Origin of the sequence: Phycicoccus sp. CSK15P-2 (genome assembly GCF_016888005.1) — a bacterium.
In the GTDB taxonomy this organism is placed as follows: Bacteria; Actinomycetota; Actinomycetes; order Actinomycetales; family Dermatophilaceae; genus Phycicoccus.
Genome location: NZ_JAFDVE010000020.1, coordinates 65,419 through 91,256, shown reverse-complemented (window position 1 = coordinate 91,256; position 25,838 = coordinate 65,419). Strand labels below are relative to the sequence as shown.

Annotated in this window: 23 protein-coding genes; 7 read left to right on the top strand and 16 right to left on the bottom strand. The window is 73.5% G+C overall.

The window, feature by feature from the left end; translation table 11 throughout:
- Nucleotides 1–1,283: radical SAM family heme chaperone HemW (gene hemW / locus JQN72_RS12365; RefSeq protein ID WP_204135495.1), on the bottom strand; the 1,283-nt coding region annotated here is incomplete at its 3' end.
- 71 nt (nt 1,284–1,354) lie between these two features.
- On the opposite strand from hemW, the gene JQN72_RS12360 reads away from it, so the two are divergent.
- Nucleotides 1,355–2,137: a tyrosine-protein phosphatase gene (locus tag JQN72_RS12360; protein WP_307812656.1), complete on the top strand. Its 783-nt coding sequence runs from the start codon at nt 1,355–1,357 to the stop codon at nt 2,135–2,137.
- Between the two features lie 9 nt (nt 2,138–2,146).
- Here the strand turns inward: JQN72_RS12360 and JQN72_RS12355 are convergent, their stop codons facing one another.
- On the bottom strand, nt 2,147–2,611 hold the full coding sequence (locus tag JQN72_RS12355; RefSeq protein WP_204135494.1) for a hotdog fold domain-containing protein: 465 nt from the start codon (nt 2,609–2,611) through the stop codon (nt 2,147–2,149).
- A 96-nt stretch (nt 2,612–2,707) separates the two neighbouring features.
- On the opposite strand from JQN72_RS12355, the gene JQN72_RS12350 reads away from it, so the two are divergent.
- A complete protein-coding gene (locus tag JQN72_RS12350; RefSeq protein ID WP_307812655.1) occupies nt 2,708–3,286 on the top strand; it encodes an NUDIX domain-containing protein in 579 nt (192 codons plus the stop codon).
- A 35-nt stretch (nt 3,287–3,321) separates the two neighbouring features.
- Here JQN72_RS12350 and JQN72_RS12345 read toward each other — a convergent pair whose 3' ends face one another.
- Together JQN72_RS12345 and lepA are read right to left on the bottom strand one after the other, a co-directional pair.
- On the bottom strand, nt 3,322–4,605 hold the full coding sequence (locus JQN72_RS12345; RefSeq protein ID WP_204135493.1) for an MFS transporter: 1,284 nt from the start codon (nt 4,603–4,605) through the stop codon (nt 3,322–3,324).
- Entirely contained in the window at nt 4,602–6,437 is a 1,836-nt protein-coding gene (gene lepA / locus JQN72_RS12340; RefSeq protein WP_204135504.1) for a translation elongation factor 4, read from the bottom strand. Before lepA ends, JQN72_RS12345 begins: the two co-directional genes overlap by 4 nt.
- Nucleotides 6,438–6,633: 196 nt before the next feature.
- Here lepA and JQN72_RS12335 point away from each other — a divergent pair, with 196 nt between their 5' ends.
- Entirely contained in the window at nt 6,634–7,194 is a 561-nt protein-coding gene (locus JQN72_RS12335) for a type II toxin-antitoxin system PemK/MazF family toxin (RefSeq protein WP_204135492.1), read from the top strand.
- Between the two features lie 63 nt (nt 7,195–7,257).
- Here JQN72_RS12335 and rpsT read toward each other — a convergent pair whose 3' ends face one another.
- The 5 genes from rpsT to JQN72_RS12310 all read right to left on the bottom strand — a co-directional run bounded on the left by rpsT (nt 7,258) and on the right by JQN72_RS12310 (nt 13,970).
- Entirely contained in the window at nt 7,258–7,518 is a 261-nt protein-coding gene (gene rpsT / locus JQN72_RS12330; RefSeq protein ID WP_204135491.1) for a 30S ribosomal protein S20, read from the bottom strand.
- Between the two features lie 192 nt (nt 7,519–7,710).
- Nucleotides 7,711–8,706 carry a DNA polymerase III subunit delta gene (holA, locus tag JQN72_RS12325; protein ID WP_204135490.1) on the bottom strand — a complete coding sequence of 332 codons (996 nt, stop codon included), beginning with the start codon at nt 8,704–8,706 and terminating at the stop codon, nt 7,711–7,713.
- 30 nt (nt 8,707–8,736) lie between these two features.
- Complete coding sequence (locus JQN72_RS12320) at nt 8,737–9,945, bottom strand: MFS transporter (RefSeq protein ID WP_204135489.1); 1,209 nt, start codon at nt 9,943–9,945, stop codon at nt 8,737–8,739.
- Between the two features lie 63 nt (nt 9,946–10,008).
- Nucleotides 10,009–11,613: an SLC13 family permease gene (locus JQN72_RS12315; RefSeq protein ID WP_204135488.1), complete on the bottom strand. Its 1,605-nt coding sequence runs from the start codon at nt 11,611–11,613 to the stop codon at nt 10,009–10,011.
- 98 nt (nt 11,614–11,711) lie between these two features.
- Nucleotides 11,712–13,970, bottom strand: coding sequence for an ATP-dependent DNA helicase (locus JQN72_RS12310; protein WP_307812654.1), 2,259 nt, complete (start codon nt 13,968–13,970; stop codon nt 11,712–11,714).
- Nucleotides 13,971–14,132: 162 nt separating this feature from the next.
- Between JQN72_RS12310 and JQN72_RS12305 the strand changes: the two genes are divergently transcribed.
- Complete coding sequence (locus JQN72_RS12305; RefSeq protein ID WP_307812652.1) at nt 14,133–15,836, top strand: formate--tetrahydrofolate ligase; 1,704 nt, start codon at nt 14,133–14,135, stop codon at nt 15,834–15,836.
- Here JQN72_RS12305 and JQN72_RS12300 read toward each other — a convergent pair.
- Together JQN72_RS12300 and hflX are read right to left on the bottom strand one after the other, a co-directional pair.
- Nucleotides 15,829–16,908, bottom strand: a complete 1,080-nt coding sequence (locus JQN72_RS12300; RefSeq protein WP_204135486.1) for a GNAT family N-acetyltransferase — start codon at nt 16,906–16,908, stop codon at nt 15,829–15,831. The genes JQN72_RS12305 and JQN72_RS12300 overlap by 8 nt on opposite strands.
- 54 nt (nt 16,909–16,962) lie before the next feature.
- Nucleotides 16,963–18,426 carry a GTPase HflX gene (gene hflX, locus JQN72_RS12295; protein ID WP_204135485.1) on the bottom strand — a complete coding sequence of 488 codons (1,464 nt, stop codon included), beginning with the start codon at nt 18,424–18,426 and terminating at the stop codon, nt 16,963–16,965.
- Nucleotides 18,427–18,525: 99 nt separating this feature from the next.
- On the opposite strand from hflX, the gene JQN72_RS12290 reads away from it, so the two are divergent.
- Entirely contained in the window at nt 18,526–19,140 is a 615-nt protein-coding gene (locus tag JQN72_RS12290) for a class I SAM-dependent methyltransferase (RefSeq protein WP_204135484.1), read from the top strand.
- 5 nt (nt 19,141–19,145) lie between these two features.
- Here JQN72_RS12290 and ggt read toward each other — a convergent pair whose 3' ends face one another.
- The 4 genes from ggt to def form a co-directional block, all read right to left on the bottom strand.
- Nucleotides 19,146–21,026: a gamma-glutamyltransferase gene (ggt, locus tag JQN72_RS12285; protein WP_204135483.1), complete on the bottom strand. Its 1,881-nt coding sequence runs from the start codon at nt 21,024–21,026 to the stop codon at nt 19,146–19,148.
- A 61-nt stretch (nt 21,027–21,087) separates the two neighbouring features.
- Nucleotides 21,088–21,975, bottom strand: coding sequence for a diaminopimelate epimerase (gene dapF / locus JQN72_RS12280; protein WP_374190897.1), 888 nt, complete (start codon nt 21,973–21,975; stop codon nt 21,088–21,090).
- On the bottom strand, nt 21,959–22,894 hold the full coding sequence (miaA, locus tag JQN72_RS12275; RefSeq protein ID WP_307812651.1) for a tRNA (adenosine(37)-N6)-dimethylallyltransferase MiaA: 936 nt from the start codon (nt 22,892–22,894) through the stop codon (nt 21,959–21,961). Before miaA ends, dapF begins: the two co-directional genes overlap by 17 nt.
- A 17-nt stretch (nt 22,895–22,911) precedes the next feature.
- Nucleotides 22,912–23,520 carry a peptide deformylase gene (gene def, locus JQN72_RS12270; protein WP_204135481.1) on the bottom strand — a complete coding sequence of 203 codons (609 nt, stop codon included), beginning with the start codon at nt 23,518–23,520 and terminating at the stop codon, nt 22,912–22,914.
- Between the two features lie 132 nt (nt 23,521–23,652).
- Between def and JQN72_RS12265 the strand changes: the two genes are divergently transcribed.
- Together JQN72_RS12265 and JQN72_RS12260 are read left to right on the top strand one after the other, a co-directional pair.
- Nucleotides 23,653–23,880: an antitoxin gene (locus tag JQN72_RS12265; protein ID WP_204135480.1), complete on the top strand. Its 228-nt coding sequence runs from the start codon at nt 23,653–23,655 to the stop codon at nt 23,878–23,880.
- Between the two features lie 170 nt (nt 23,881–24,050).
- Nucleotides 24,051–24,257 (top strand): hypothetical protein, encoded by a 207-nt coding sequence (locus JQN72_RS12260; protein WP_204135479.1) that lies wholly within the window; start codon nt 24,051–24,053, stop codon nt 24,255–24,257.
- A gap of 37 nt (nt 24,258–24,294) precedes the next feature.
- Here JQN72_RS12260 and miaB read toward each other — a convergent pair whose 3' ends face one another.
- Nucleotides 24,295–25,806, bottom strand: a complete 1,512-nt coding sequence (miaB, locus tag JQN72_RS12255) for a tRNA (N6-isopentenyl adenosine(37)-C2)-methylthiotransferase MiaB (protein ID WP_204135478.1) — start codon at nt 25,804–25,806, stop codon at nt 24,295–24,297.
- Nucleotides 25,807–25,838: the final 32 nt, after the last annotated feature.

The window sequence follows — 25,838 nt, the reverse complement described above, 5'->3', positions numbered from 1 at the left end:
GTGTGGCGGCCCGCGGCCGACCCCCCCCCCCCCCCCCCCGCGCGCCCGCCCCCCCCCCCCCCCCCCCCCCCCCCCCCCCCCCCCACGACCGTGTCGGCCAGCAGCCGTCCGCGCAGCGTCAGCACGGCCCGGCGGTCCCGGACGGCCGCCGTGCCGTCGAGAAGACCGTCGGCGACGAGCCCGGCCACTGCCTCGCGACCGGCCGGGTCGAGCCGGTCCACCGGAAGGCCGTCGCGCAGCCGGACACCGAGCAGGACGTCCTCGTCGTACCGCTGCTCCGGGGTCAGCAGCTCGCGCCCTGCCGCGGGCGACTCCCCCGCCGCCAGCCGGGCGGCGTAGGCCCGCGGATGCTTGACGTTCCACCATCGCACCCCACCCACGTGGCTGTGCGCGCCGGGGCCCACCCCCCACCAGGCGTCGCCACGCCAGTACCCCTCGTTGTGCCGGCAGCGACCGGCGTCGGTGCGCGCCCAGTTGCTCACCTCGTACCAGGAGTAGCCCGCGTCGGCCAGCACCCGCTCGGCGAGCTCGTACTTCTCGGCCTCGTCGTCGCCGTCGGGGGAGGCGAGCTCGCCACGGCGCACCTGGGCCGCCATCCGGGTGCCGTCCTCGACGACCAGGGCGTAGGCAGAGACGTGGTCCGGCTCGAGCGCCAGGGCCGCCTCGAGGCTGGCCCGCCAGTCGTCGAGCGACTCCCCGGGGGTGCCGTAGATGAGGTCCAGGCTCGTGACGAGACCCGCATCGCGCGCGGCCGCGACCGCCGCTCCGACGCGCGCGGGGTCGTGGGTGCGGTCGAGCGTGGCGAGGACGTGCGGCACCGCCGACTGCATGCCCAGGCTCACCCGGGTGAACCCGCCCTCGGCCAGCGTGGCGAGGGACGCCGGCGTCACCGAGTCGGGGTTGGCCTCGGTCGTGACCTCGGCGTCGGGCGTCAGCCCGAACCGCTCACGCACGCCGTCCAGAAGACGGACGAGGTCCTCGGCCGGGAGCAGGGTCGGCGTCCCGCCCCCGACGAACACCGTGCCGACCGCCGGTGCCCCGGGGCCGAGCACGTGGGCCGCGAGGTCGAGCTCGGTGAGCGCGGTGTCCGCGAAGTCCGTGGTGGAGGCTCCGGGGCCGAGCTCGGGGAGGGTGTACGTGTTGAAGTCGCAGTATCCGCACCGCGCCGCGCAGTACGGGACGTGCAGGTAGACCCCGAACCGCCCGCCACCGAGGCCCTCGAGCGCGTGGTCGGGCAGCTCGCCGGTGCGCGGCGCGGGCTCTCCGTCGGGCAGTCGGGGCACGGCCCCATCATCCCCGCCCGGGGCCCGGGCCTTCGCATCGGGACGTCGGGGTGGGCACCTACGATGAGAACGTGCCGGAACGCTGGATCCACCTCGACGGGCTCGTCAACATGCGAGACCTCGGCGGGCTCCCCACCCGCGACGGCGGCACCACCCGGCCCGGGCGTCTCATCCGCTCGGACAACCTGCAGGACCTCACCACCGACGACGTGACCCGGCTCGTCGACGAGCTCGGGGTCACCGACATCGTCGACCTGCGGACCGAGACCGAGCTGCACCTCGAGGGTGACGGGCCGCTGCGCCGGGTCACCTCGCTCACCCACCACCACCACTCACTGATGCGGGAGCGCCCGGCGGAGTCCAAGGAGCAGGTCGCCGCCCGGGCCCTGGCACTCCCGGAGCAGGACGAGCCGGTGCGCGACGGCGCGTTCTGGGCCGAGCACTACCTCGGGTACCTGGCCCGCCGGCCCGACTCCGTCTCGGCCGCGCTCCGGGCGGTATCCGAGGCCCGCGGGGCCGCGGTCGTCCATTGCGCGGCGGGCAAGGACCGCACCGGCACGGTGGTCGCGATGGCGCTCGACGTCGCGGGCGTGCCCCACGAGGAGATCGTCGCCGACTACGTCCTCACCGCCGAGCGCATCGAGGCGATCATCGGCCGGCTCTCCACCCGCGACTCCTACGGCCCGGCGCTGGCCCGCCAGGTGGTCTCCGACCAGACGCCCCGGCCGGAGACGATGCTCACGATCCTCGACGCCGTCGACGACGGATGGGGTGGCGCCGCCGGGTGGCTCCGCGAGAACGGCTGGGGCCAGGACGCCGTCGAGCGGCTGCGGATGCGCCTCACCCGCGCCTGACCGAGCGCCTCAGCGCGCGGGCCGCTCGCTCACGTAGACGGTGATCGTGCCGTCGACGACCACGGTGCCATCGGTGCGGAGCGCCCGGACCCGCACGGGCACGTCACCCACCTCCGCCCAGTCCTCCGGGTCGGTCTCGGCGACGCACAGCAGGTCGGTCGACGACTTCGCCCGGTAGCTGACCTCCATCCCCTTGGGGATCCAGCGTCGGCCGGGCGGGGTGGTGGCCTCCGCGAGCAAGCCCATCGCCGCCTCGAGCCCGTTGCACACGGCGATCGCGTGCACGGTCCCGAGGTGGTTCTCGACGGCCTTGCGCTTGCGGACGACGAGCTCGGCATGATGCGGACGGACGTCGCGCACCTGCGGGCGGACCGTGCGGAAGTACGGCGCCTTGCGCGCGAAGGCGACGGAGAAGAGGCGGCGGCCCGCGGGCAGCCGGGCAGCACGGCGGTAGAGGTCGTAGGTGTCGGCCACGGGGCGATGCTACCTGTGGGTAGCGCACCGGGCCGGATCCATCCTGCGGGAGCCGCCGGAGCCTGCAGGGGCCTGCGACGGCGCTAGCGTGGCCGGGTGAGTGAGCATCCGAAGCTGCCCGGTCAGCCCGGGTTCGTCGCGATCCCGGCCCCCGGCGACCGGCCGCACTTCACCCGGCGCGCGGTGCGCGTGCTGCTCCTCGACGAGGACGACCGCATCCTCCTCATCGAGGACTCCGACCTCGGTCTCGACCCCGTGCCCCGCTGGTGGAGCACACCGGGAGGCGGTGTCGACCCCGGGGAGAGCGACGAGCAGGCCGCCGTCCGCGAGCTGTGGGAGGAGACCGGGCTGCGGGTGGCGGAGGGCGACCTCGACGGGCCCCTTCTCGTCCGGCAGGTCAGGCACGGCTGGTCGGACAAGACCGTCGACCAGACCGAGGTCTTCTACCGGGTCAGGGTGCCCGCGTTCGAGGCCGACACCTCACGGCACACCGAGGAGGAGCGGCTCACCGTCGTGGGGCTGCGCTGGTGGGCCGTCGGCGACCTCGCGGCGTCGGGCGACGTCGTCTGGCCCCGCGACCTCGACGCCCTGCTCGCCCTCGCCGACGACGCACAGCGGTGGCGGGACGGGCCGCTGCCGGGTGGCACGGTGGAGGAGTCGACCGTGCCGCTGTGAGCCGGACACACGGTGGCGGACCCGGCGGGCCGCCTCTACCGGTGGCTCGGCTTCGACGGAACGGACCCCTCCGACGGGGTGAGCACCCCCGATGTCGAACCTCCGGCGTGGGCCCGCCGACGAGCGATTCCCCTCGAGGCGACGAGGACCCCGCCGCCGAGCACCACGAGCAGCGCACAGCCGAGGAAGACGCCGGTGTAGCCGAGGACCGACGCGCCACCCAGCGCCAGCACCGGACCTGCGACGATCGCCCCGACCCGCGTCGTGTTCATGAAGAGGGAGGACGCGAGGCCGGGCCGGCCGACGACGTCCTGGTAGATCGTCAGCCCCAGGCCGGACACCGTGGCGATGTAGGTGGCGTTGAGCAGCTGCCCACCGACGAGGACGACCTGGCCGCCGACGGTGAGCATGAGCAGGTAGTACGTGAGCCCCGCGACGCTGCCCAGCGCGACGAGCCGCCACGGGCCGAAGCGCGCGGTGAGCCGGCCCAGGGAGAGCAGCAGCGGGATCTCCAGGGCTGCACACGTGCCGAGCGCGATCCCGCTCCACTCGACGTGCAGCCCGAGCTCCTCTGTGACGTACAGGGGCATGACCGCCACGGATGCGGTGACCGAGCCGAGGAGCAGCACGAACGTGGCGAGCAGTGCGATGACGGCGGGACGGCGCAGCACGACCGACATCCGGTCGCCGACCGGTGGCGGCGCCGCGGCGTGGCGCGAGCGCGCGTGCCGGGACTGCATCAGCCGGGTCAGGCCCAGCCCGAGCAGCCCGAGTCCCGCGATCGACCACAGGACGGCGCGCGAGCCCCCGGTGCCGATGATGAACGCGGCGAGCGGAGGGCCACCCACCCACGCGAGCGAGAAGATGGCACGGGTGCGCATGACCTGGTCGGCGGTGGCACCGGTGTGCCGCTGGTGGGCGAAGATCAGCCCGACGGCGACGCCGGCCGGGCCGCCGAGCGCGACGAGCGCCAGCACAGCCAGCGGCAGCGTGGGTGCGACCGCGAGCGCGGTGACGAGGGCGATCGTGAACACCCCGCACCAGACGAGCGGCCGGAGGTAGTCGCCACTCCGGTCGGCCCGGGTCGGGACGACGAGGGTCGCCACGAAGGCGCTGCTGTTGTACGCGGCGAGCGCCACCCCGATCTCGGTGGCGCTCGCGCCGTAGAGCGCGGCGAGGATGATCCCGATCGCCGGGGTGAGGAAGGCGAACTGGGTCCCCCACAGCAGTGCGGAGGCAGGGAGCAGCAGCCGGGTCGTCGGCAGGTCCCCGGGGGGACGGGAGGGGGCGACGGTGCCCGGCGCAGAGGAGACCGTCACCTCTTGGTCTTCTCCCCGCCTGCTCCGTCGGAGGTGAGCGCGGCGATGAAGGCCTCGGGCGGGACCTCGACCGAGCCGATGTTCTTCATCCGCTTCTTGCCGGCCTTCTGCTTCTCGAGCAGCTTGCGCTTCCGGGAGATGTCACCGCCGTAGCACTTGGCGAGGACGTCCTTGCGGATGGCCCGGATGTTCTCGCGGGCGATGACGCGGGCACCGACAGCGGCCTGGATGGGCACCTCGAACTGCTGGCGCGGGATGAGCTCCTTGAGCTTGCCCGCCATCATCACGCCGTAGCCGTACGCGCGGTCCTTGTGGACGATCGCGGAGAAGGCGTCGACCTGCTCGCCCTGCAGCAGGATGTCGACCTTGACGAGGTCGGCCACCTGGTCGCCCGCGGGCTCGTAGTCGAGGCTCGCGTAGCCACGCGTGCGGGACTTCAGGGCGTCGAAGAAGTCGAAGACGATCTCGGCGAGCGGCAGCGTGTACCGCATCTCGACGCGGTCCTCCGAGAGGTAGTCCATCCCGAGCAGCGTGCCGCGCTTGCCCTGGCAGAGCTCCATGATGGCGCCGATGAACTCGCTCGGCGCGAGGATCGTCGCCCGGACGACCGGCTCGCGGACGTCGCCCACCTTGCCGCCGGGGAACTCGCTCGGGTTGGTGACGACGACCTCGGTGCCGTCCTCCATCGTCACCTCGTAGACGACGTTCGGCTGGGTCGAGATTAGGTCGAGGTCGAACTCGCGCTCGAGCCGTTCGCGGACGATCTCGAGGTGCAGCAGCCCGAGGAACCCGCACCGGAACCCGAAGCCGAGCGCGGCCGAGGTCTCGGGCTCGTAGACGAGCGCGGCGTCGTTGAGCTTGAGCTTGTCCAGGGCGTCGCGCAGGTCGGGGTAGTCGCTGCCGTCGATCGGGTAGAGCCCCGAGAACACCATCGGCTTGGGGTCGCGGTACCCACCGAGCGGGCTCGCGGCCGGGGCCTTCGCGTTGGTCACGGTGTCGCCGACGCGGGACTGCCGGACGTCCTTGACGCCGGTGATGAGATAGCCGACCTCCCCGACGCCGAGCCCGTCCGCGGGCTTCGGCTCCGGCGAGATGACGCCGATCTCGAGCAGCTCGTGGGTGGCCTTGGTCGACATCATCGCGATCCGCTCGCGCGGGTTGAGGTTGCCGTCGACGACCCGCACGTAGGTGACCACGCCGCGGTAGGTGTCGTAGACGGAGTCGAAGATCATCGCGCGGGCCGGCGCGTCCGCGTCCCCGACCGGGGACGGGAACTGCCGGACGATCGCGTCCAGGAGTGGCTCGACGCCCTCACCGGTCTTGCCGGACACCTTGAAGCAGTCCTCGGGCTCGCAGCCGATGAGGCCGGCGAGCTCCTCGGCGTACTTCTCGGGCTGGGCCGCCGGGAGGTCGATCTTGTTCAGGACCGGGATGATCGTGAGGTCGTTCTCCATCGCGAGGTAGAGGTTCGCGAGGGTCTGCGCCTCGATGCCCTGTGCGGCGTCGACGAGGAGGACCGCGCCCTCGCACGCGGCGAGGCTGCGGGAGACCTCGTAGGTGAAGTCGACGTGCCCCGGGGTGTCGATCATGTTGAGCACGTGCCGGTTGCCGTCGACGTCCCACGGCATCCGCACGGCCTGGGACTTGATGGTGATGCCACGCTCCCGCTCGATGTCCATCCGGTCGAGGTACTGCGCGCGCATCGCCCGCTCCTCGACGACGCCGGTGATCTGGAGCATCCGGTCGGCGAGGGTCGACTTGCCGTGGTCGATGTGGGCGATGATGCAGAAGTTGCGGATCGCCTCCGGCGGCGTGGCGTGCGGCTGCAGCATCGTGCTGGCGCGGGGGGACACGGGCGGCTGGTTCCTCGGGGTCGGGGGTCGTCAAGGCACTCCCCCCAGTGTCCCACGCCGAGGCGTCGTCCCCGAACCGGCGCCTCCCGCCGGGGTGCGCCGAACTCTGCGGCCGGATGGTCGCAACGGTCAGCGGACGGCGACGGTGGGCGGCGGCCTGGCTAGGGTCGGGTCCATGCAGTGGCAGCGCATCCTCCGACCTCTGGTCCAGAGCGCCGTCCGCGAGGCGGTGAAGGCGGCCTCGAAGACCCGGAAGGGCACGGGTGGCGGGGCCGGTCGCACCCGGGGCTCGGGGAGCACGCACTCCCCCGGCGCTCCGGCGGGCTCCGACGGCTACCCCGGTGACTACCGCGGGCCTCTCGACCCCGTCTACGCCCCGGAGCCGGACGGACGCCCGGACCCCGGTGAGATCGTCTGGACCTGGGTGCCCTACGAGGAGGACCACAGCCAGGGCAAGGACCGACCGGTCCTGCTCGTGGGCCACGACGGTCCCTGGCTGCTCGCACTGCAGCTGACGAGCAAGGACCACGACCGTGACGATGAGCAGGAGCGCCGTGCGGGCCGGCTCTGGGTCGACATCGGCTCCGGTGCCTGGGACCCCCGCGGGCGTCCGAGCGAGGTGCGCGTCAACCGTGTCATCCGGGTCGCCGAGGACGACGTCCGCCGTGAGGGGGCGGTCCTCGCGAAGGAGCGCTTCGACGAGGTGGCCGCCGCGGTCCGGGTCGCCGCCCGCTGAGCCGCGACGCACGAGGGCCCGTCACCCCTGGGGTGACGGGCCCTCGTGCGTGGCCGGCTCGGCTCAGAGCTGAGCGGCCTGCCTGGCCATCGCGGACTTCTTGTTCGCGGCCTGGTTCTTGTGGATGACGCCCTTGCTCACGGCCTTGTCGAGCTTGGTGGACGCGGCCTTGAGCGCCTCGTTCGCCGCGGCGGCGTCGCCGGAGGCGGCGGCCTCACGGAAGCGCCGGATCGCCGTCTTGAACTCGGACTTGACCGCCTTGTTGCGCTCGGTCGCAACGCGGTTCGTCTTGATCCGCTTGAGCTGGGACTTGATGTTCGCCACTGGTTCGTATGCCTTCGGTCGGGGTTCGGTTGCCGTAGAGGGCGGCAGTCGCGGGTCGGGACCGGGTGTGGGGCACCCGTGGTGGATCCGCGCTGGGTGGTACTCGTGCGCGCGCGACCACACGCGCACGCAGTCGACAAAGGTACCAGCGAGGCGGTTGAGCCGCCAAAACGACGCCGTCCCCAGCGGACGTCAGCCCTCGCGGCCCCGCGCGTGCTGGGCGGTGATGGTCAGCACGACGCGCTCGACGGCGTAGACGGGGTCCCGCCCGCCCCCTTTCACCTCGGCGTCGGCCGCCGCCAGTGCTTGCAGACTCGCCGCCAGCCCGTCCGCGGTCCATCCCGACAGGGTGCGGCGCGCGCGGTCGACCTGCCAGGGCGCCATCCCGACGTCCCGCGCGATGTCGGAGGAACGGCCCCGCCCGGCAGCCCCCACCTTGACGAGCTGCCGGACCTGCTGGGCCAGCACCGCGACGATCGGGACGGGGTCGACCCCGACCGCGATGGCGTGGCGGAGCAGCCGGAGGGCCTCCCCCGCCTTCCCGGCCATCGCGGCGTCGGCGACCCGGAAGCCGGTCGCCTCGACCTTGCCCGCGTGGTAGGTGAGCACGACCTGCTCGTCGATGACCCCGGTCGTGTCCTCGACGAGCTGCTGGCACGCGGCGGCGAGCTCGCGGACGTCCTTGCCCACCGCCTCGACCAGCGCGTGGACGGCCTCGGGAGTGGCCTTGCGACGCGCCCGCCGGAACTCGTGGGTCGCGAAGTCGGTCTTGTCGCGGTCGGTCTTGACCGCGGGCGCGTCGAGGACGCGCGCCCCGGAGCCCCGCAGCCGCTCGAGGACCTTCCTGCCCCGCTGGCCGCTCTTGTGCAGCACGACGAGGGTGAGGTCGGGCTCGGGGCCCGCATCGAGCGCGGCGAGGAGGTCGGTCTGGAGGTCCTCGGCCGCCTCGTCGAGGTCGTGGACGACGAGGCACTTGGCCCCGCCGAACAGTGACGGGCTGGCGTGCATCCCCAGCTCTCCGGCCTGGTAGGCCTCCGCGTGGAGCGTGATGACCTCGACGTCCGGCTGCGCCACCCGCAGCTCGTCCAGCGTGCTGGCGAGGGCACGCTCGGCGAGGACCCCCTCCGGCCCACTGACGAGCACGTACGGCGGCACCCGTGGGGCCACCGCCACCGTGTCGTCGGACATGGCCCCACTCTGCCACCCCCCACCGACCGGTCAGCCGCGACGGCCCGGCTCCCCCTCGCGGATGCGCCCGCCTCCCCAGGTGAGCGGCTCCCGCGGCGGCCGGCTCAGCAGGTCGGCGGCGAACCCCCGCCGCGAGACGAGGACGAGCACCCCGGCGACGACGAAGCAGGAGCCAGCGGCGAGCCAGGTCCGCTCGAACCCCACCGCCCCGGCCATCGACCCGAAGAGCGCCGGCCCGGTGGCTCCGCCGACGAACGCCCCGGCCTGGATCACTCCGGAGGAGCGGGCGGGGCTGTCCCTGCCCACCCGGGCGACGGCGAAGAGGAGCAGCCCCGGCCACGCCCACCCGACGGCGAAGGCGAGGAAGCCGAAGACGACGACCGCCCACGGCGCACCGAGCGCCAGGCCGGCGAAGCACACCGCTCCGGAGAACATCTGGACCGCGACGACCGGCAGGTTGCCGCCGTGCCGTCCGTCGGCCCGCCAGCCCGACAGGATGCGCACCGCGACCGACCCCGCCGAGCCGCACGCCATGAGCACGCCTGCGGCGGTCGGGCCCATCCCGACGACGGCGGCCCACGAGGCGACGAAGGCACCGAGGAAGTTCGCTGCCGCGCTCGCGAACGTGATCGCGACACCCGCGAGGACGAGGGGCGGCCACGGGGGACGGTCCGGCAGCCCGCCCTCGGGGGCGGCCGCCCGGACCTCCGGGAGCGGACGGAGCAGTGCTCCGACGGCCACGACGACGCCGACGGCCGCGGTCACGACGAACGTGCTCCGCCACCCCAGCCAACCTCCGACGGTGGGGACGGCGAGCCCGCCGAGCATGATCGCGACCGGGACCGCGGACTGCTTGACCCCGAACCCGAGCCCCCGACGCCCGGGGGGCAGGGCGCGCGCCATCGAGGTGTTCGCTGCGGTCTGACAGCAGGCGTTCCCGAGCCCGAGGACGACCATCGTCGGGACGAGCAGCGCGGCGCCCGACACGACGCCGGCCATGCCGAGACCACCGGTCGCGACGAGCGCCCCCGCGGCCACCAGCCCCGTCCGCCGGCCCGCCCGGTCGAACAGCACCCCGGCGAGGACGGACCCGACCGCGGCCGCCGCGAAGAACGCACTGACCGCGGCGCCGAAGACACCCAGCCCGACCCGGAGGTCCTCGCGCACCCAGACCGCCTGCGCGCCGAGGAGGAACGGCGGCAGCGCCCCGAGCGTCGTCAGACCGGATGCCGAGCCCATGAGACGTGCGGTGCGTGGTCCTGCACTCGCGGAACCGCTGCTGGCCACGACGTCGAGGCGTGGCTAGAGGACGAGCCCGAGCGCGACCGGGCCGAGGAGCACCGTGAAGAGGGTGATGAGCAGCACCCCGACGACGTTGAGCACGGCACCGCCCCGGGCCATCTCGCTGATCCGCACCGACCCGGAGCCGAAGACGATGGCGTTCGGTGGCGTGCCCACGGGCAGCATGAAGGCACAGGTCGCGGCGAGCGCGGCCGGGATGAGCAGCGTCATCGGGTCGACGTCCAGGCCGACCGCCACGCCACCGAGCACCGGGATGAAGGTCGCGGCGGTAGCGGTGTTGCTCGTCACCTCGGTGAGCATGAGGACGAGCGCCACGACGGCGCCGAGGAGCAGCACCACCGGCAAGGCACCGAGCCCGGTGACCTGGGCGCCGAGCCACTCGTCGAGCCCGGTCGCCTTCACCGCGCCGGCCAGGCTCAGACCGCCCCCGAACAGCAGCAGCACACCCCACGGCAGGCCCTTCTCGGCGTCGCGCCACTCCAGGGTCATCCGGCCGTCGCGGTCGGCGGGGACGAAGAACATGACGAGCCCCGCAGCGATGGCGATCGCGGTGTCCTCCATCGAGCCGAGCCACGGGACGGCCTCGTCGAGCGCGTCGATGTTCGACAGCAGCCCCGGCACGATCCACAGGAAGGCCGCGGAGCTGAACACCGCGAGGACGATCTTCTCGCCGCGGCTCATCGGCCCGAGGTCGTCGATCTGACGCTGGATGAGCTCGTCGCCGCCGGGGATGGAGTCAAGGTCGAACCGGAAGAGCACCCGGGTGATGAGCACCCAGGCGAGCCCCACGAACACGACGACGATGGGCAGGCCGAGCATCATCCACTGCGCGAAGCCGACCTCCTGGTCGAGCTCGCTGCTGATGTAGCCCGCGACGATGGCGTTCGGAGGGCTGCCCAGGAGGGTTCCGAGACCGCCGATCGAGGCCGACCAGGCGACGGAGAGGAGCAGCGCGACCCCGAAGAGCCGCACGCCACGGTGCTCGACGATGTCGCTGATCGCCTCGTCGCCCTCGAGCCGCTCTCGGATGCCGGCTGACTCCTCCTCCGAGGTGGCCGCGGTGTTCTCGACGACGAGAGCGAGCACGGACAGGGCGATGGGCAGCATCATCAGCGTGGTGGCGGTGTTCGACACCCACATCGACAGGAACGCGGTGGCGATCATCATCCCGAGGACGATGCGCCGCGGATGGGTCCCGACCCTCCGCAGCGTGAGCAGGGCGATGCGGCGGTGCAGGTTCCACTTCTGCATCGCGATCGCGATCAGGAACCCGCCGAGGAAGAGGAAGACGATGGAGTCGGCGTAGGGCGCCGTGGCGTCGTCGATGTCGATCGCGGTCAGCGACGGCAGGGCGACGATCGGGATGAGCGCGGTGGCCGAGAGCGGGATGGCCTCGCTCATCCACCAGACGGCCATGAGGACGGCGACGGACGCGACGACCCGGCCGTCCCCGGAGAGCTCGGCCCCGCCGAGCAGCAGGTAGACGATGCCGGAGAGGACCACGCCGAGGAGGCGCATCCCCCAGACCGAGCGCGGTGACCTGCGCGGGTCCGGGTCCTCCTCGGTGACGTCGGTCCTGGTGCGGTCTGGAGCGGCGCTGCTCATGGTCTCTCCCTCGGGTGGGTCCCCCCGACCCTAGGGGCGGGTGGGCCGCGACGCGCGCTCAGCGGCAGCCGGATTCCGCCGGGTCCGGACCTGCCTGCTCAGCCGAACGTCAGGGTCGGTCCCTGTCCCGGTTCGAGCCCGAGCCCGTCGAGCCGGGCGGACACGACGTCCGGCGCCAGCTCCATCGACTCGGCCAGCTCCTCGAGGGTCAGGCCCAGCCCGACCCCGTCGCGCAGCTCCTCGTCCTCCTGGGCGGTCCAGGCGTGGCCCTGGGTCACCGCGGTGCGGGCGGACTCCGGGGGTGGCGGGGGGGTGGCGACGGGTCGCTCACTCGGCACCGGAGCCGCACCGGCCATCGTCGTCCCGGCCACCGAGCCGGTGAGCCCGCGCAGCGTGGGCTCGGCGACCGGGAGCGGCGGCGCCGCGGTCTCGTCGAGCCGGCGCAGCGCCCCGAGCACCATCTCGCGGTCCGCCGTCGGCCAGAACGGCGGCAACGAGCGCTGGAGGAACCCCGCGTAGCGTGCGGTCATCATCCGCGAGTCGAGGAACGCGACGACTCCCCGGTCGTCCGAGCGGCGGATGAGACGGCCCGCGCCCTGTGCGAGGCGCAGCGCGGCGTGGGTGGCCGACACCGCCATGAAGCCGTTGCCGCCCATCCGGGCGATCGCCTGGGACCGGGCGGACGCGAGCGGGTCGTCCGGGCGGGGGAACGGGATGCGGTCGATGAGGACGAGCTGGCACGAGGAGCCGGGCACGTCGACGCCCTGCCACAGCGAGAGCGTGCCGAACAGGCAGGTGCGCACGTCCTTGGCGAACTCGCGCACGAGGGTGGAGATCTGGTCCTCACCCTGGCAGAGCACGACGATGTCGGCGTCCTCGAGCCGCTCGCGCATGACCTCGGTCGCCTCGCGGGCCGCACGCATCGACGAGAACAGCCCGAGGGTGCGCCCGCCCGCGGCGCGCACGAGCGCCTCGATCTCGTCGAGCGTCTCGGGTGCGGTGCCGTCCCGGCCCGGTGGCGGCAGGTGCTTGGCGACGTAGGCGACGCCCTGCTTGGGGTACTCGAAAGGGCTGCCGACGTCGAGGCCGCGCCACCGCGGGCTGCCCTCACCGCGCAGCCCGACCGTCCCGGCGACGGCGTCGAAGGTGCCTCCGAGCTCGAGCGTTGCCGACGTGACGACGACCGTCCGCTCGTCGAAGACCTTGTCCCGCACGAGCATCGCGACGCTCATCGGAGCCACCCGCAGCACGGGGCCGCGGCGGGGGTCCTTGCCGAGCCAGGTGACGTCGAGCTCGCGCTCCTCGAGCATCCGGGCTGCGGTGTCGAAGAGCTCGTCGACGGCGGCGCGGGCGACCTGGCGGCCGGCGTCGGCCTCCTCGCCCTGTTGCGGCTTGAGCTCGGTCTGGGCGGCCCGGGCGACGTCGCGGATGCGCCCGAGGGCCGTGGCGAGCGCGTCGGGGACCGCGGTCAGCCGCCCCTCGGGCATCGGCTCGAGCACCGAGTCGAGCAGGGTGGCGGCGTCGTCCAGCGCGTCGGCGGCGTCGGCCTGCCGCCCCGCACGCTTCGCGGCCGCCCGGACCGACCCGGCCGACAGCTCGTCGGTGATCGTCGACGTCACGCGGTCGACGAGCTCGTGACCCTCGTCGATGACGAGGACGTCGTGCTCGGGCAGCATCTGGCGACCCTCGAAGGCGTCGATCGCCATGAACGAGTGGTTGGTCACGACGACGTCGACGTCACGCGCCGCCTCCCGCGAACGCTCGACGAAGCACTCGGCGACCATCGGGCACCGCGAGCCCAGGCACTCCTCCGCACTGACCGACACCTGGCGCCAGGCCCGCTCGGAGACGCCGGGGACGAGCTCGTCACGGTCGCCCGACTCGGTCTTCCCGGCCCACTCGCGGAGCCGGACGACCTCCTGGCCGAGGCGGGACGCCGCCTTGTCGACGTCGCCGACGCTGAGCAACGAGTCGGCGTCGTCGTCCGGGAACCCTCCCTCGAGCTTGTGCAGGCAGACGTAGTTGCGCCGGCCCTTGACGAGGGCGTAGGTGGGCCGGCGGCCGAGGAGCGGCTCGAGGGCGTCGGCGAGCCGGGGCATGTCGCGGTCGACCACCTGCGCCTGGAGCGCGAGGGTCGCCGTCGCCACGACGGCGGTGCGCCCGGTGTCCACCGCGTGCTGCACCGCGGGGACGAGGTACGCCAGCGACTTGCCGGTGCCGGTGCCCGCCTGGACGAGCAGGTGCTCGCCGGTGTCGACGGCCGCGGCGACCGCGTGCGCCATCTCGACCTGGCCCGGGCGCTCGGCGCCGCCCACGCCGGTGACGGCGGCGTGCAGCAGGTCGTCGAGAGAAGGCACCCGAGCAGCCTAGGTGTCCGGGGCCGGCGCCGCGCCGCAGGCCCTGCCGACCGGTGGACGACCACGGCGGACGCGCGACACTGTTGCGTAGTCCGAATCGTGTTGCGACTTACGCGACGTTCCGCTTGTCCCGGGGTTCGTCCGGGTGTCACGATGGCGCTCGTGAGCACCGACGCCCGGACCCGGCCCGTCCCACCCGACATCGAGATCGCCGAGGCCGCGGAGCTCGTGCCGATCACCCGTCTTGCCGAGGAGCGGCTGGGCATCGACCCTGACGTGCTCGTCCCCTACGGTCGCACGAAGGCCAAGATCCCCATCGACCACCTCCGCACCCTCGAGGACCGTCCCGACGGCCGGCTGGTCCTCGTGAGCGCCGTCTCGCCCACCCCTGCGGGCGAGGGCAAGACGACGACGTCGGTGGGGCTGGCCGACGCCCTGGCGTCCCTCGGGAAGAACGCGATGGTCGCGCTGCGCGAGCCGTCGATGGGCCCGGTCTTCGGCATCAAGGGCGGCGCGGCCGGCGGCGGGTACGCGCAGGTCGTCCCGATGACCGACATCAACCTCAGCTTCACCGGCGACTTCGCGGCGGTCGCGGCGGCGAACAACCTCCTCTCGGCGATCATCGACAACCACATCCACCACGGCAACGCCCTCGACATCGACCCCCGCACGGTCACGTGGAAGCGGGTGGTCGACCTCAACGACCGCGCCCTGCGCGACGTGGTCGTCGGGTTGGGCGGGGTGGCCAACGGGGTGCCGCGCGAGGACGGCTTCGACATCGTCGTCGCGTCCGAGGTGATGGCCGTCCTCTGCCTCGCGACATCCCTGGCCGACCTGCGCGAGCGGCTCGGCTCGGTCGTCGTCGGGTACACCCGCGCCAAGGAACCGGTGCGGGCCCGCGACCTCGAGGCGCACGGCGCGATGACGGTCATCCTCCGGGACGCCCTGGCGCCGAACCTGGTCCAGACCCTCGAGCACACGCCGGCGATGATCCACGGCGGCCCCTTCGCGAACATCGCGCACGGGTGCAACTCGGTCATGGCCACCCGCGCGGCGCTCAAGCTCGCCGACTGGGTCGTCACCGAGGCCGGCTTCGGCGCCGACCTCGGCGCGGAGAAGTTCGTCGACATCAAGTGCCGGGCCTCGGGTCTCCGGCCCTCGGCCGTCGTCGTCGTCGCGACCGTGCGGGCCCTGAAGTACCACGGGGGGGTCGCGGTCTCCGACCTCGGTACGGAGTCCGTCGAGGCCGTCGAGGAGGGGATGTCCAACCTCCGCCGGCACCTGCGCAACGTCCGCGACGTCTACGGCCTCCCCGCCGTCGTCGCGCTCAACCGGTTCCCGTCGGACACCGACGCCGAGGTCTCCACCGTGCTCCGCCTCGTCGAGGCCGAGGGCTTCACCGCGTTCGAGGCCACGCACCACGCCGACGGCGCGGCCGGCGCCCAGGAACTCGCCCGGGGCGTCCTGGACGCCGTCGAGCGCGCCACGGGTGAGATGACCTTCGTCTACCCGGACACGCTGTCCCTCGCCGAGAAGGCGGAGGCGGTGGCCATCCGGGTCTACGGGGCGGCGGCGGTCACCTTCGAGGGCAAGGCGGCCAAGCGGCTCGCGGCGATCGAGGCGGAGGGCTACGGGCACCTGCCGGTCTGCATGGCGAAGACACAGAGCTCGTTCTCCACCGACCCGACCCTGCGCGGGGCCCCGGAGGGCCACACCGTCCACGTCCGTGAGGTGCGGCTCGCCGCCGGCGCGGGCTTCGTCGTCATGGTGACCGGCGACATCATGACGATGCCCGGCCTGCCCAAGGTGCCCGCCAGCGCACGCATCGACATCGACGAGGACGGGCGGGTCGTGGGCCTCAGCTGAGCCGACGGGCCATCCAGATGTCGTCCCGGTCGTCCCCCGGTGCGACCCGAATGCCGCCGGGGAGGCGCCCCGCCTCGGAGTAGCCGAGGCGGGCGTAGAACCCGTCGGTGCCCGTGCCCCCGCGGACACCGAGCTCGACGACCTCGACACCGTCCGCCCGGGCGACCCGGTGCATCGCCGCCATGAGCAGGCGGCCGAGGTTCTCACCCCGGCGACCGGGGTCGGTCATCACCCGGTAGGCGGTGCGCCGATGGGCGACCAGCGGGCTCGCAGTCTCGGCCCACCAGCCGAGCGCGACCAGGGCGTCCGTCGCGTCGCGGAGCAGGACGGCGGTCGAGCGGCCCTCGGCCATCGACTCCTCGTGCGCGGCGAGGGCCGCGCGGACCTCTCCCCTCGAGGCTCCGCGGACGAAGCCCACGGCTCCCCCGGCCTCGGTCACGGAGCACCAGAGGTCGAGCACCCGGCGACGCAGCCCGGGTTCGAAGCGGGTGCGGTGCACCTCGACCCGCGGGGCGAGGAGGACGACCGGACCGGGAACGTCGACGGGGTCCGCCGCCCGGGCACGGACGACCACCGAGCGGGGCACGCCCGGGAGCACGGCGTCGTGCTCCGCCGCGCCCACGAGCGTCAGCCCGGCCCGCTGCGCCGTGCGGATCGACGCGTCGTGCTCCGGGCGCGCCGTGGCCGTCAGGGGCAGGTCGGGCCCGTGCTCCACGGCGTCGGCGACGAGTGCCCTCGCGATCTCCGTGCCCAGCCCCCGCCCCTGGTGCGGCACGTCGAACCGGCAGTAGAGGTTGAGGTTCTCACCGTCGCGCCCCTCGATGACGCCGGCCACCCCCAGCGGATCGCCACTCCTCCGGTCCTCCACCACCCCGTAGCCGAAGCCGTGCTGCGCCCAGTGCGCGAGCGCACGCTCGAACAGCGCGTCCGCTGCCGTGTCGTCCTGCGCCCGGGCCCACGGCGCGAACGGGTACTGCTCGCGCGCGGTGTGCAGCCGGGCCCACAGCGACCGGTCGGTCGGAGCCAGCGGACGCAGATGCAGGCGGTTCGTGGTGGTCGTCGCGAAGGGCACGCCGACACCTTATTGCAATGGGTTCGCAACAAGTACCGGGATGCGGCCGCTCGGTCAGACCACGAACGCCGACAGGTCCTCGGCCAGCTCGGCGTCCACCCGGGCGGTGAGCCGCGTGCCCTCGGCGACATGATCGCTCGCGAGCACCTCCCCTGTCTCGTGCACCCGGCTCACGAGGTCGCCCCGGTCGTAGGGCACGAGGACGTCGACGTCGACGTCGGGTTGCGGCAGCTCGTCGGCGATGAGCGCCCGCAGTGCGCCGATCCCCTCGCCCGTCCGGGCGGACACGGCGATCGAGTGCGTCTCGTGGCGGAGCAGGCGGTCGAGGACCTCGGGGTCGGCGAGGTCGGCCTTGTTGACGACGACGACCTCCTTGACGTCGTGGGCCTCGACGTCCGCGAGCACGGCCCGGACCGCGGAGACCTGACCCTCGGGGTCGGCGTGGCTGCCGTCGACGACGTGGAGGAGCAGGTCGGCGTCGGCGACCTCCTCCAGGGTGGACCGGAAGGCCTCGACGAGCTGGTGCGGCAGCTGCCGGACGAACCCGACGGTGTCGGCGAGCGTGTAGAGCCGGCCGTCCGGCGTCTCCGCCCGACGGACCGTCGGGTCGAGGGTCGCGAACAGCTGGTTCTCGACGAGCACGCCGGCGCCCGTCAGCCGGTTCAGCAGAGAGGACTTGCCGGCGTTGGTGTACCCGGCGATGGCGACGCTCGGGACCCGGTTGGCGCGGCGGCCACCCCGCTTGGTGTCCCGTACCGTCTTCATCCCCTTGATCTCGCGCCGCAGCCGCGCGATGCGGGAGTTGATCCGCCGACGGTCGAGCTCGATCTTCGTCTCACCCGGACCACGCGAGCCCATGCCCTGCCCGCCCGCGGCCTGGCCACCGGCCTGCCGGGACATCGACTCACCCCAGCCACGCAGCCGTGGCAGGAGGTACTGGAGCTGGGCGAGCTCGACCTGCGCCTTGCCCTCCTTGCTCTTCGCGTGCTGGGCGAAGATGTCGAGGATGAGGGCGGTGCGGTCGACGACCTTCACCTTGACGACGTCCTCGAGGGCACGACGCTGGCTCGGCGCGAGCTCGGTGTCGGCGACGACGGTGTCGGCGCCCTCGGCGACGACGATGTCCCGAAGCTCGGCGGCCTTGCCCTTGCCGAGGTAGGTGGCCGGGTCCGGGTTCGGTCGCCGCTGGATGACGCCCGCGAGGACCTCGGAGCCCGCCGTCTCGGCCAGCGCGGCGAGCTCGCGCAGCGAGTTCTCGGCGTCGTCGATCGTGCCCTCGGACCACACGGCGGCGAGGACGACCCGCTCGAGCCGGAGCTGCCGGTACTCGACCTCGGTGATGTCCTCGAGCTCGGTGGAGAGCCCGGAGACGCGGCGCAGCGCGGCCCGCTCCTCACGGTCGTACTGCTCGCCGTCGACGGTGAGCCGGTCGTCGTCCAGGACGAAGCCCGCGTCGTCGTGGCCCTGGGTGTCGGCGAGCGCCTCGGCCCGCCCGGAGAGGATGTCTCGTGCAGTCATGTTCTCCCTAGGATCCCTGATGGAACGCTCCCGGGCGAACCGTTTCTTCCGGGACCGACGTCGTGGCCGGGCTCCCGGCACCGGCTAGCGTTCCCTCCGATGAGCGAGCCCGACCACTACTTCACCGCCCGACCGGCCAGCGAGGACGAGCGCCGGCGGCTTCGGGTCCGCCTCGCCGGGCGGGACGTGGAGGTCGAGGTCGCTCGCGGGGTCTTCTCCCCCGGCGCCCTCGACAAGGGCACGGCCGTCCTCCTCGACGAGGTTGCCGACCCGCCCCCCTCGGGGACCTTCCTCGACCTCGGGTGCGGCTGGGGCCCGCTCGCCCTGTCCCTCGGGCTCCGCTCCCCCGCCGCGACCGTCTGGGCGCTCGACGTCAACGAGCGCGCCCTCGACCTCTGCCGACGCAACGCGGCCGCGCTCGGCCTGGACGGCGTCCGTGCCGCGACCACCGTCGACATCCCCGCGGACACCCGGTTCGACGCCATCTGGTCCAACCCCCCGATCCGGGTCGGCAAGGCGGTCCTCCACGACCTGCTGCGCACCTGGCTGCCCCGCCTGGCACCCGAGGGCGTCGCCTCGCTCGTCGTCCAGAAGAACCTCGGGTCCGACTCGCTCCAGCGATGGGTCGCCGCCGAGCTCGCGATGGGGTGCGAGCGCCGCGCCTCGAGCAGGGGCTTCCGCGTCCTCGAGGTCCGTCACCGCCAAGGCGGCTGACCGGGCTACCGTCGCTGCGGGCGGACCACCATGGCCGAGCCGCCACCTCGCCGCTCGGGCTCGGCGGCCGCGGTGTACCGGCCGTGCCCGAGCGACCGGACGGCCGTCGCCGCGCCGATCTCCGCGGTCTCCGACAGCCGGTGGCCGAGCGCGGTGAGCCCGGCACCCGACTCGGAGCCGGCGATCGCGGGCTCGGCCGACTCCCGGGACCCGTTCCGGCTCGACAGCCGGGGCGCAGCCACCGCGTCACCGACCGCGAGCCCCCTGTCGTAGTGCCCCAGCAGGATCTGGGCCACCGTCGTGATGATCGTCGAGCCGCCCGGGCTGCCCGCCACGAGGTCGAGCCGGCCGTGGTCGAGCACGATGGTCGGGGACATCGAGGACCGCGGCCGCTTCGAGGGGCCCGGCAGGTTCGGGTCGGGCACGCCGGGGGTGATCGGCGCGAAGTCGAAGTCCGTCAGCTCGTTGTTGAGGATGAAGCCCCAGCCCGGCACGGTGATGCCCGAGCCGCCGGTCTGCTCGATCGTCGTCGTGTACGACACGGCGTTGCCCCAACGGTCGACGACCGACAGGTGCGTCGTCGACATCCCCTCGTGCGGCAGCACGCCCGACGCGGTGCTCTCCCCGCAGTCGGCGTAGTCGCCGTCCGGGCTGCCGAAGGGGACCGGGCGCGGTAGGGCCGAGGTCGCCGAGAACAGGCAGCTCCGCTCGTCGGCGAAGCCCTGGGACACCAGCTCGGCGGCCGGCACGCCCGGCACGTCCCCGATGTACCGGTTCCGGTCCGCGAAGGCCGTCGCCGACGCCTCCGAGAGGCGGTGCAGGTACTGGACGTCGTCGACCTCGCTCGTCGGGGTCCCGCTCCGGTCGGCGTAGGCCTCGACCAGGCCCAGGATCTCGGCCACGGTGGTCCCGCCACTGCTGGGGACCGGCATCCCGTAGACGTCCTTGCCGCGGTACTCCGAGTGCACGGGAGCCCTGTCGACGGCCCGGTAGCGCGCGAGGTCGCGACGGGCCAGCTCACCTGCAGGGACCTCGACGCCGGGGGCAGTGCTCGGGTCGCGCACCTCGGCGACGACGGCCCGGCCCAGCCGCCCCCGGTAGAGGCTCGCGACGCCATGGGTCCTGAGCTCGCGGTACGCCCGGGCCATGTCGGGGTTGCGGAAGACCGAGCCGACGGCCGGGGGCCGCCCTCCGGGGAGGAACACCTCGGCGGTGGCGGGGAACATGGCGAACCGCTCGGCGTTGGCGGCCGTCTGGTCGTGGAAGGTCTGGTCGACGACGAACCCGTGCCGGGCGATCCGCTCGGCCGGCGCCAGCAGTGTCGCGAGCCGCCGTGTCCCCCATCGGTCCAGGGCCCGCTGCCAGGTCGCGGGGGTGCCGGGCACCCCGACGGACAGGCCGGAGCTCACGGCGGTCGCGAACGGGAGCGGCTCGCCGTCCTCGTCGAGGAACGCCGTCTCGTCGTAGGTCGCCGGGGCCGCCTCGCGTCCGTCGACGGTGTCGACAGAGCGTGTCCGGGCGTCGTAGTGGACGAAGAACCCACCGCCACCGATGCCGGTCGAGTACGGCTCGGTGACGCCGAGCGCAGCGGCCGTCGCGACCGCGGCGTCCGTCGCGGTCCCGCCCGCGGCGAGGACGTCGATGCCCACCTGGCTCGCGACGGGGTCGACGCTCGCGACGGCCCCGCCGGTGCCGGTCATGACCGGCACTTTGGGCAGACGGTGCCCGACCGGCGGGGGGCCGCCGTGTTCAGGGCGACCGTGGCCGTCCGGGGCTGCCGCGGCCGGGGAGACCAGCGTCAGCGCGGCGGCCGTCCCTACGGCGACGGCACCGGTGACCCGGCGACGGAGGTGGGACAGGACGGAGGTGGTGGATGCGGGCACCATCCCGGCACGCTAGGCCCGGCCGCGGCACCCCGCCACCCGAGCGGCGGAGGGGGATGTGAAGTCAGCCCGGCAGGACCTCGAGGTCCACGGTGCCGTCCGCGACGAGCACCGCCGGACCCGCGAGCTCCACCCCGTGTTCGGGTAGGAGCCGGACGGTCAGCCGGCCGCCGGGGACGTCGACCAGCCACTCCGAGCCGCGGTCGAGGGAGCCCGCCCAGAAGCTCGTGGCGACGGCGGCGGCACACGCCCCGGAGCCGCACGAGCGGGTCTCGCCCACGCCCCGCTCGTGGACCCGCATGACGACGTGCCCCGCGGCGACCGGCCGGACGACCTCCACGTTCGTGCCGTGCGGTGGCTCCGGACGCACCAGCGGCGCCCTGGTGAGGTCGAGCGCCCCGAGGTCGACCTCCTCGGGCAGCGCCAGGACCGTGTGCGGGTTGCCGAGGTCGACGCTCAGCGCCGAGAACGGGTCGCCGTCGCCGATGTGCACGAGCGCGTCGAAGCCGTCGCGCTCGGCGGTGTCGGGGTCGGCGAGCCGCCACGGGCCGAGACCGACGGCCCAGCCCTCGCCGTCCCGCCGCACGGCCTTGGCGCCGGCGCGGGTTGCGATGACGAACTCGTCGGCCGTCTCCAGACCCTCCCGGCGGAGGTACTCGGCGAAGACGCGTGTCCCGTTGCCGCACATCTCGGCCACCGAGCCGTCGGTGTTCCGGTAGTCCATGAACCAGCGGGCCTGCGGGGCCTGCGCGCGGACGTCCGCCTCGTCGGCGAGCTCGGCGGGCACGACGCGGATCACGCCGTCCCCCCCGACCCCACCGCGCCGGTCGGCGAGCCGGGTGGCGCGGTCGGCGGACAGGCCGAGCGCGCCGTCGAGGTCGGGCACCACGACGAAGTCGTTCTCGGTCCCGTGGCCCTTGGTGAACGTCAGCCGGTCAGCCATGCGACCCATCGTCCCATCCCGGGTACCGCTGCTCCGAACGCGCGGTCTCGACGGCCGCGAGGGCGTGGTCGAGCAGCCGCGCGTCGAGGGCGTCGAGCCAGACGATCCGCGGGTCGGCACCGAACCAGGACTCCTGGCGCCGGACGAGCCGGCGGGTGCGCAGCGCGGTGTCCGCGACGGCCTCGTCGGGGCGCATCGTGCCGTCGAGCACCGCGAGCGCCTGCGCGTACCCCACGGCACGGCTCGCGGTGCGCCCTTCCCGCAGGCCCCGTCGCGCGAGCTCCTCGGTCTCCTCCACGAGACCGGACCGGAACATGCGCCGGGTCCGGTGCTCGATGCGCTCGTCGAGCACGTCCCGCGCCACGCGCAGCCCGACGACCACTGCCGGACGGACCAGCTCGCGCCGGGGCATCGACGCGCTGAAGGGGCGTCCGGTGAGCGCGAGGACCTCGAGGGCGCGTACGACCCGTCGGGTGTTGTTCCGCTCGATGGCGGACGCGGCGTCCGGGTCGGCCCGCGCGAGCTCGTCGTGGAGGGCGGAGGTCCCCTCCTGCTCCGCCCGGTGCTCCAGGGCCCGGCGGACGTCGGGGTCGGTCGGGGGGATGTCCAGCCGGTCCAGCACGGCGCGGACGTAGAGCCCCGACCCGCCCACCACGAGCGGGAGCCCACCGCGCCGGACGACGTCGTCGAGGTCGGCACGGGCGTGCCGCTGGTAGCCCGCGACGCTCGCCTCTTCGGTGACGTCGAGGACGTCGAGCTGATGGTGCGGCACTCCGTCGCGCTCGTCGGACGTCAGCTTCGCGGTGCCGATGTCCATCCCCCGGTAGAGCTGCGAGGCGTCGGCGCCGACGACCTCCCCACCGAGTCGGCGGGCGAGCTGCACCCCGAGGCCGGACTTGCCGGTGGCCGTCGCGCCGACCACGGCCACCGTGGGGGTCGGCCCGGTCAGGGGACCGCGCCCTCGGTGTCGCCCTCGCTGTCGTCGTGCCCGAACGGGTCACGGTCGACGCCGGGCGTCCAGGTCTGCCCCGGCTGCCCCCACCCGTGGGCGCGGATCGCCTTCTTGGCCTTGCGTGCCCACGTCGCGGCGAGCCGGTCGACGTAGAGGAACCCGTTGAGGTGGTCGTACTCGTGCTGCAGCATGCGGGCGAACCACCCCGTGGCCTCGTACCGCAGCTCGTGTCCGTCCACGTCCTGGCCGGTGAGGACCGCGCTGGGGCCACGGCGCAGGGGGAAGGACTCCCCCGGCACGGACAGGCAGCCCTCGACCTCGTCCTGCGGGTCGGGATCCCCGACAGCGGGCTTCGTGGCGGTGAGGAACGGGTTGATGACGACGCCCCGCGGCGGGATGCCGTCGTCGTTCGCCAGCTGCCATGTGAAGACGCGCAGCCCCACCCCGATCTGCGGTGCGGCGAGGCCGACCCCACGGGCGGCGTCCATCGTCTCGTACATGTCGGCGACGAGCTCGCGGACAGCGTCGTCGATGACCTCGACGGGCTGAGCACGGCTGTGGAGGACGGGGTCCCCGGTGATGACGACGGGACGGATGGCCATGTCCGAGATTCTTGCAGAGGCGCCACGCCTGCCCGCGGCGCGGGGAACGGGGTGGCGCGCGGAGCCGATGAGGTGTGGACTGGACCTGCTCCCACGGGAGCGGTCATGTCCCCGGACGGAAGGAGGCCGCCGATGGGTTTTCTCGACAGCGCCAAGGAGAAGCTCACCGAGCTCGCCGACAAGCATCCCGACCAGGCCGAGAAGTTCAGCGACCAGGTCATCGAGCGCGGCGGTGACGCCGTCGACTCGGCGACCGGCGGCAAGTACGCCGACCACGTCGACAGGGCCCAGGCCAAGGCCGACGACGCCATCGGAGAGCCGGAGCGTGACGCCGCCCGCAACCAGGGCCGCGACATCTGAGCCTCCGGCGCCGAGACCCCCGACCGGTGACCGGTCGGGGGTCTCGTCCGTTCGGCCAGGTCCGGAGGTCCTTCGGCCGAGAGTTGGGAGCGCGGGGCCGGAAGCCGCGCATCCTCGCGGAGGGGTCCCTAGGGTTGGAGGAATCTCGCCGCCGGAGGAAGGACGACCCCGTGTCCCATTGGCACTCAGGGCTTCCCAAGCTCGACATACAGCCGTTCGACGCGTCCGAGCTCTACGACGCCGTCAACACCGAGGCCACCGCGAACGCCGCGGCCGCCGAGCGCCGCGACAAGCGGCGTCCCTTCGTGATCGCCGTCGTGGCGGCCTTCGTGGGGATCGCGGTCGTCGCCGCCCTCGCGACCATCCTGATCTCCTGAGCCCTCCCGGCGGGCGTACCCCTCGTCCGGTCCGTGCTCAGGACGCGCAGGACGGAGCCGTGACCGGCTCCGGACGCCCGACGGACGGCATGCCGAGTGCCACCGCGGGCTTCCCCGGGACCGGCGCACCCCGCAGCGCCTCCCACGCGTCCCCTCCAGGGGTCCTCCGCACGGAGTAGACCCCGCCCCGCACCCCGCTGTCGGCGACGAGATGGTGCGGCGCGCCGTAGGTGACACCCACGGTGACGAGGTCACCGGGCCGGGGACGCTCGGCGCCGTCGGGAACCGCGAGGTGGACGAGCCGGTTGTCCCGGGCCCGCCCGGACATCCGGGCGGTCTCGCCGTCCTTGCGCCCCTCCCCCGGTGCCACGAGCACCTCGACCTCGCGCCCCTCGACCGCCCGGTTGCCCGCCCAGGAGAGCTCCTCCTGGAGGGCGACCAGCCGGTCGAAGCGCTCCTGGACGACGGCCTTGGGGACCTGGTGCTCCATCGTCGCGGCCGGCGTCCCGGGGCGGACCGAGTACTGGAAGGTGAAGGCGCTGGAGAAGCGGGAGGCCTCGACGACCCGGAGGGTCTCGGCGAAGTCCTCCTCGGTCTCGCCGGGGAAGCCGACGATGAGGTCGGTCGTAACGGCGGCGTCCGGTATCGCGGCGCGGACGCGGTCGAGGATGCCGAGGAACCGCTCGCTGCGGTAGCTGCGCCGCATCGCCTTGAGCACGCGGTCGGAGCCGGACTGCAGCGGCATGTGCAGGCTCGGCATGACGTTGGGCGTCTCGGCCATGGCCTCGATGACGTCGTCGGTGAAGGCCGCAGGGTGTGGGCTGGTGAATCGCACCCGCTCGAGGCCCTCGATCTCGCCGCAGGCGCGCAGCAGCTTGCCGAACGCGAGCCGGTCGCCGAACTCCACGCCGTAGGTGTTGACGTTCTGCCCGAGCAGGGTGACCTCGACGACGCCTTGGGCGACGAGCGCCTCGACCTCCGCGAGGACCTCCCCGGGGCGACGGTCCTGCTCCGTGCCGCGCAGACTCGGGACGATGCAGAACGTGCACGTGTTGTTGCAGCCGACCGAGATCGACACCCAGCCGGAGAAGGCGGAGTCGCGGCGGGTGGGCAGCGTGGAGGGGAAGGTCTCGAGCGACTCGAGGATCTCGACCTCGGCGCGCCGGTTGTGCCGTGCGCGGTCGAGCAGCGCCGGGAGGCTGCCGATGTTGTGGGTCCCGAAGACGACGTCGACCCAGGGCGCCCGCTGGACGATGGTCTCGCGGTCCTTCTGGGCCATGCAGCCGCCGACGGCGATCTGGAGGTCGGGGTTGCGTTGCTTGGCGGGGCGCAGCTGGCCGAGGTTGCCGTAGAGCTTGTTGTCGGCGTTCTCGCGCACGGCGCAGGTGTTGAAGACGACGACGTCGGCGACCTCGGGGCGGTCGGGCGCGGGGACGCTCGCGAGGTCGACGTAGCCGGCGGTCTCGAGCAGCCCGGCGAGGCGTTCGGAGTCGTGCACGTTCATCTGGCACCCGTGGGTGCGCACGTCGTAGGTCTTGGCGGCAGTCATGGCGCCCTCAAGGGTAGGTCCGCCGCCGCGGA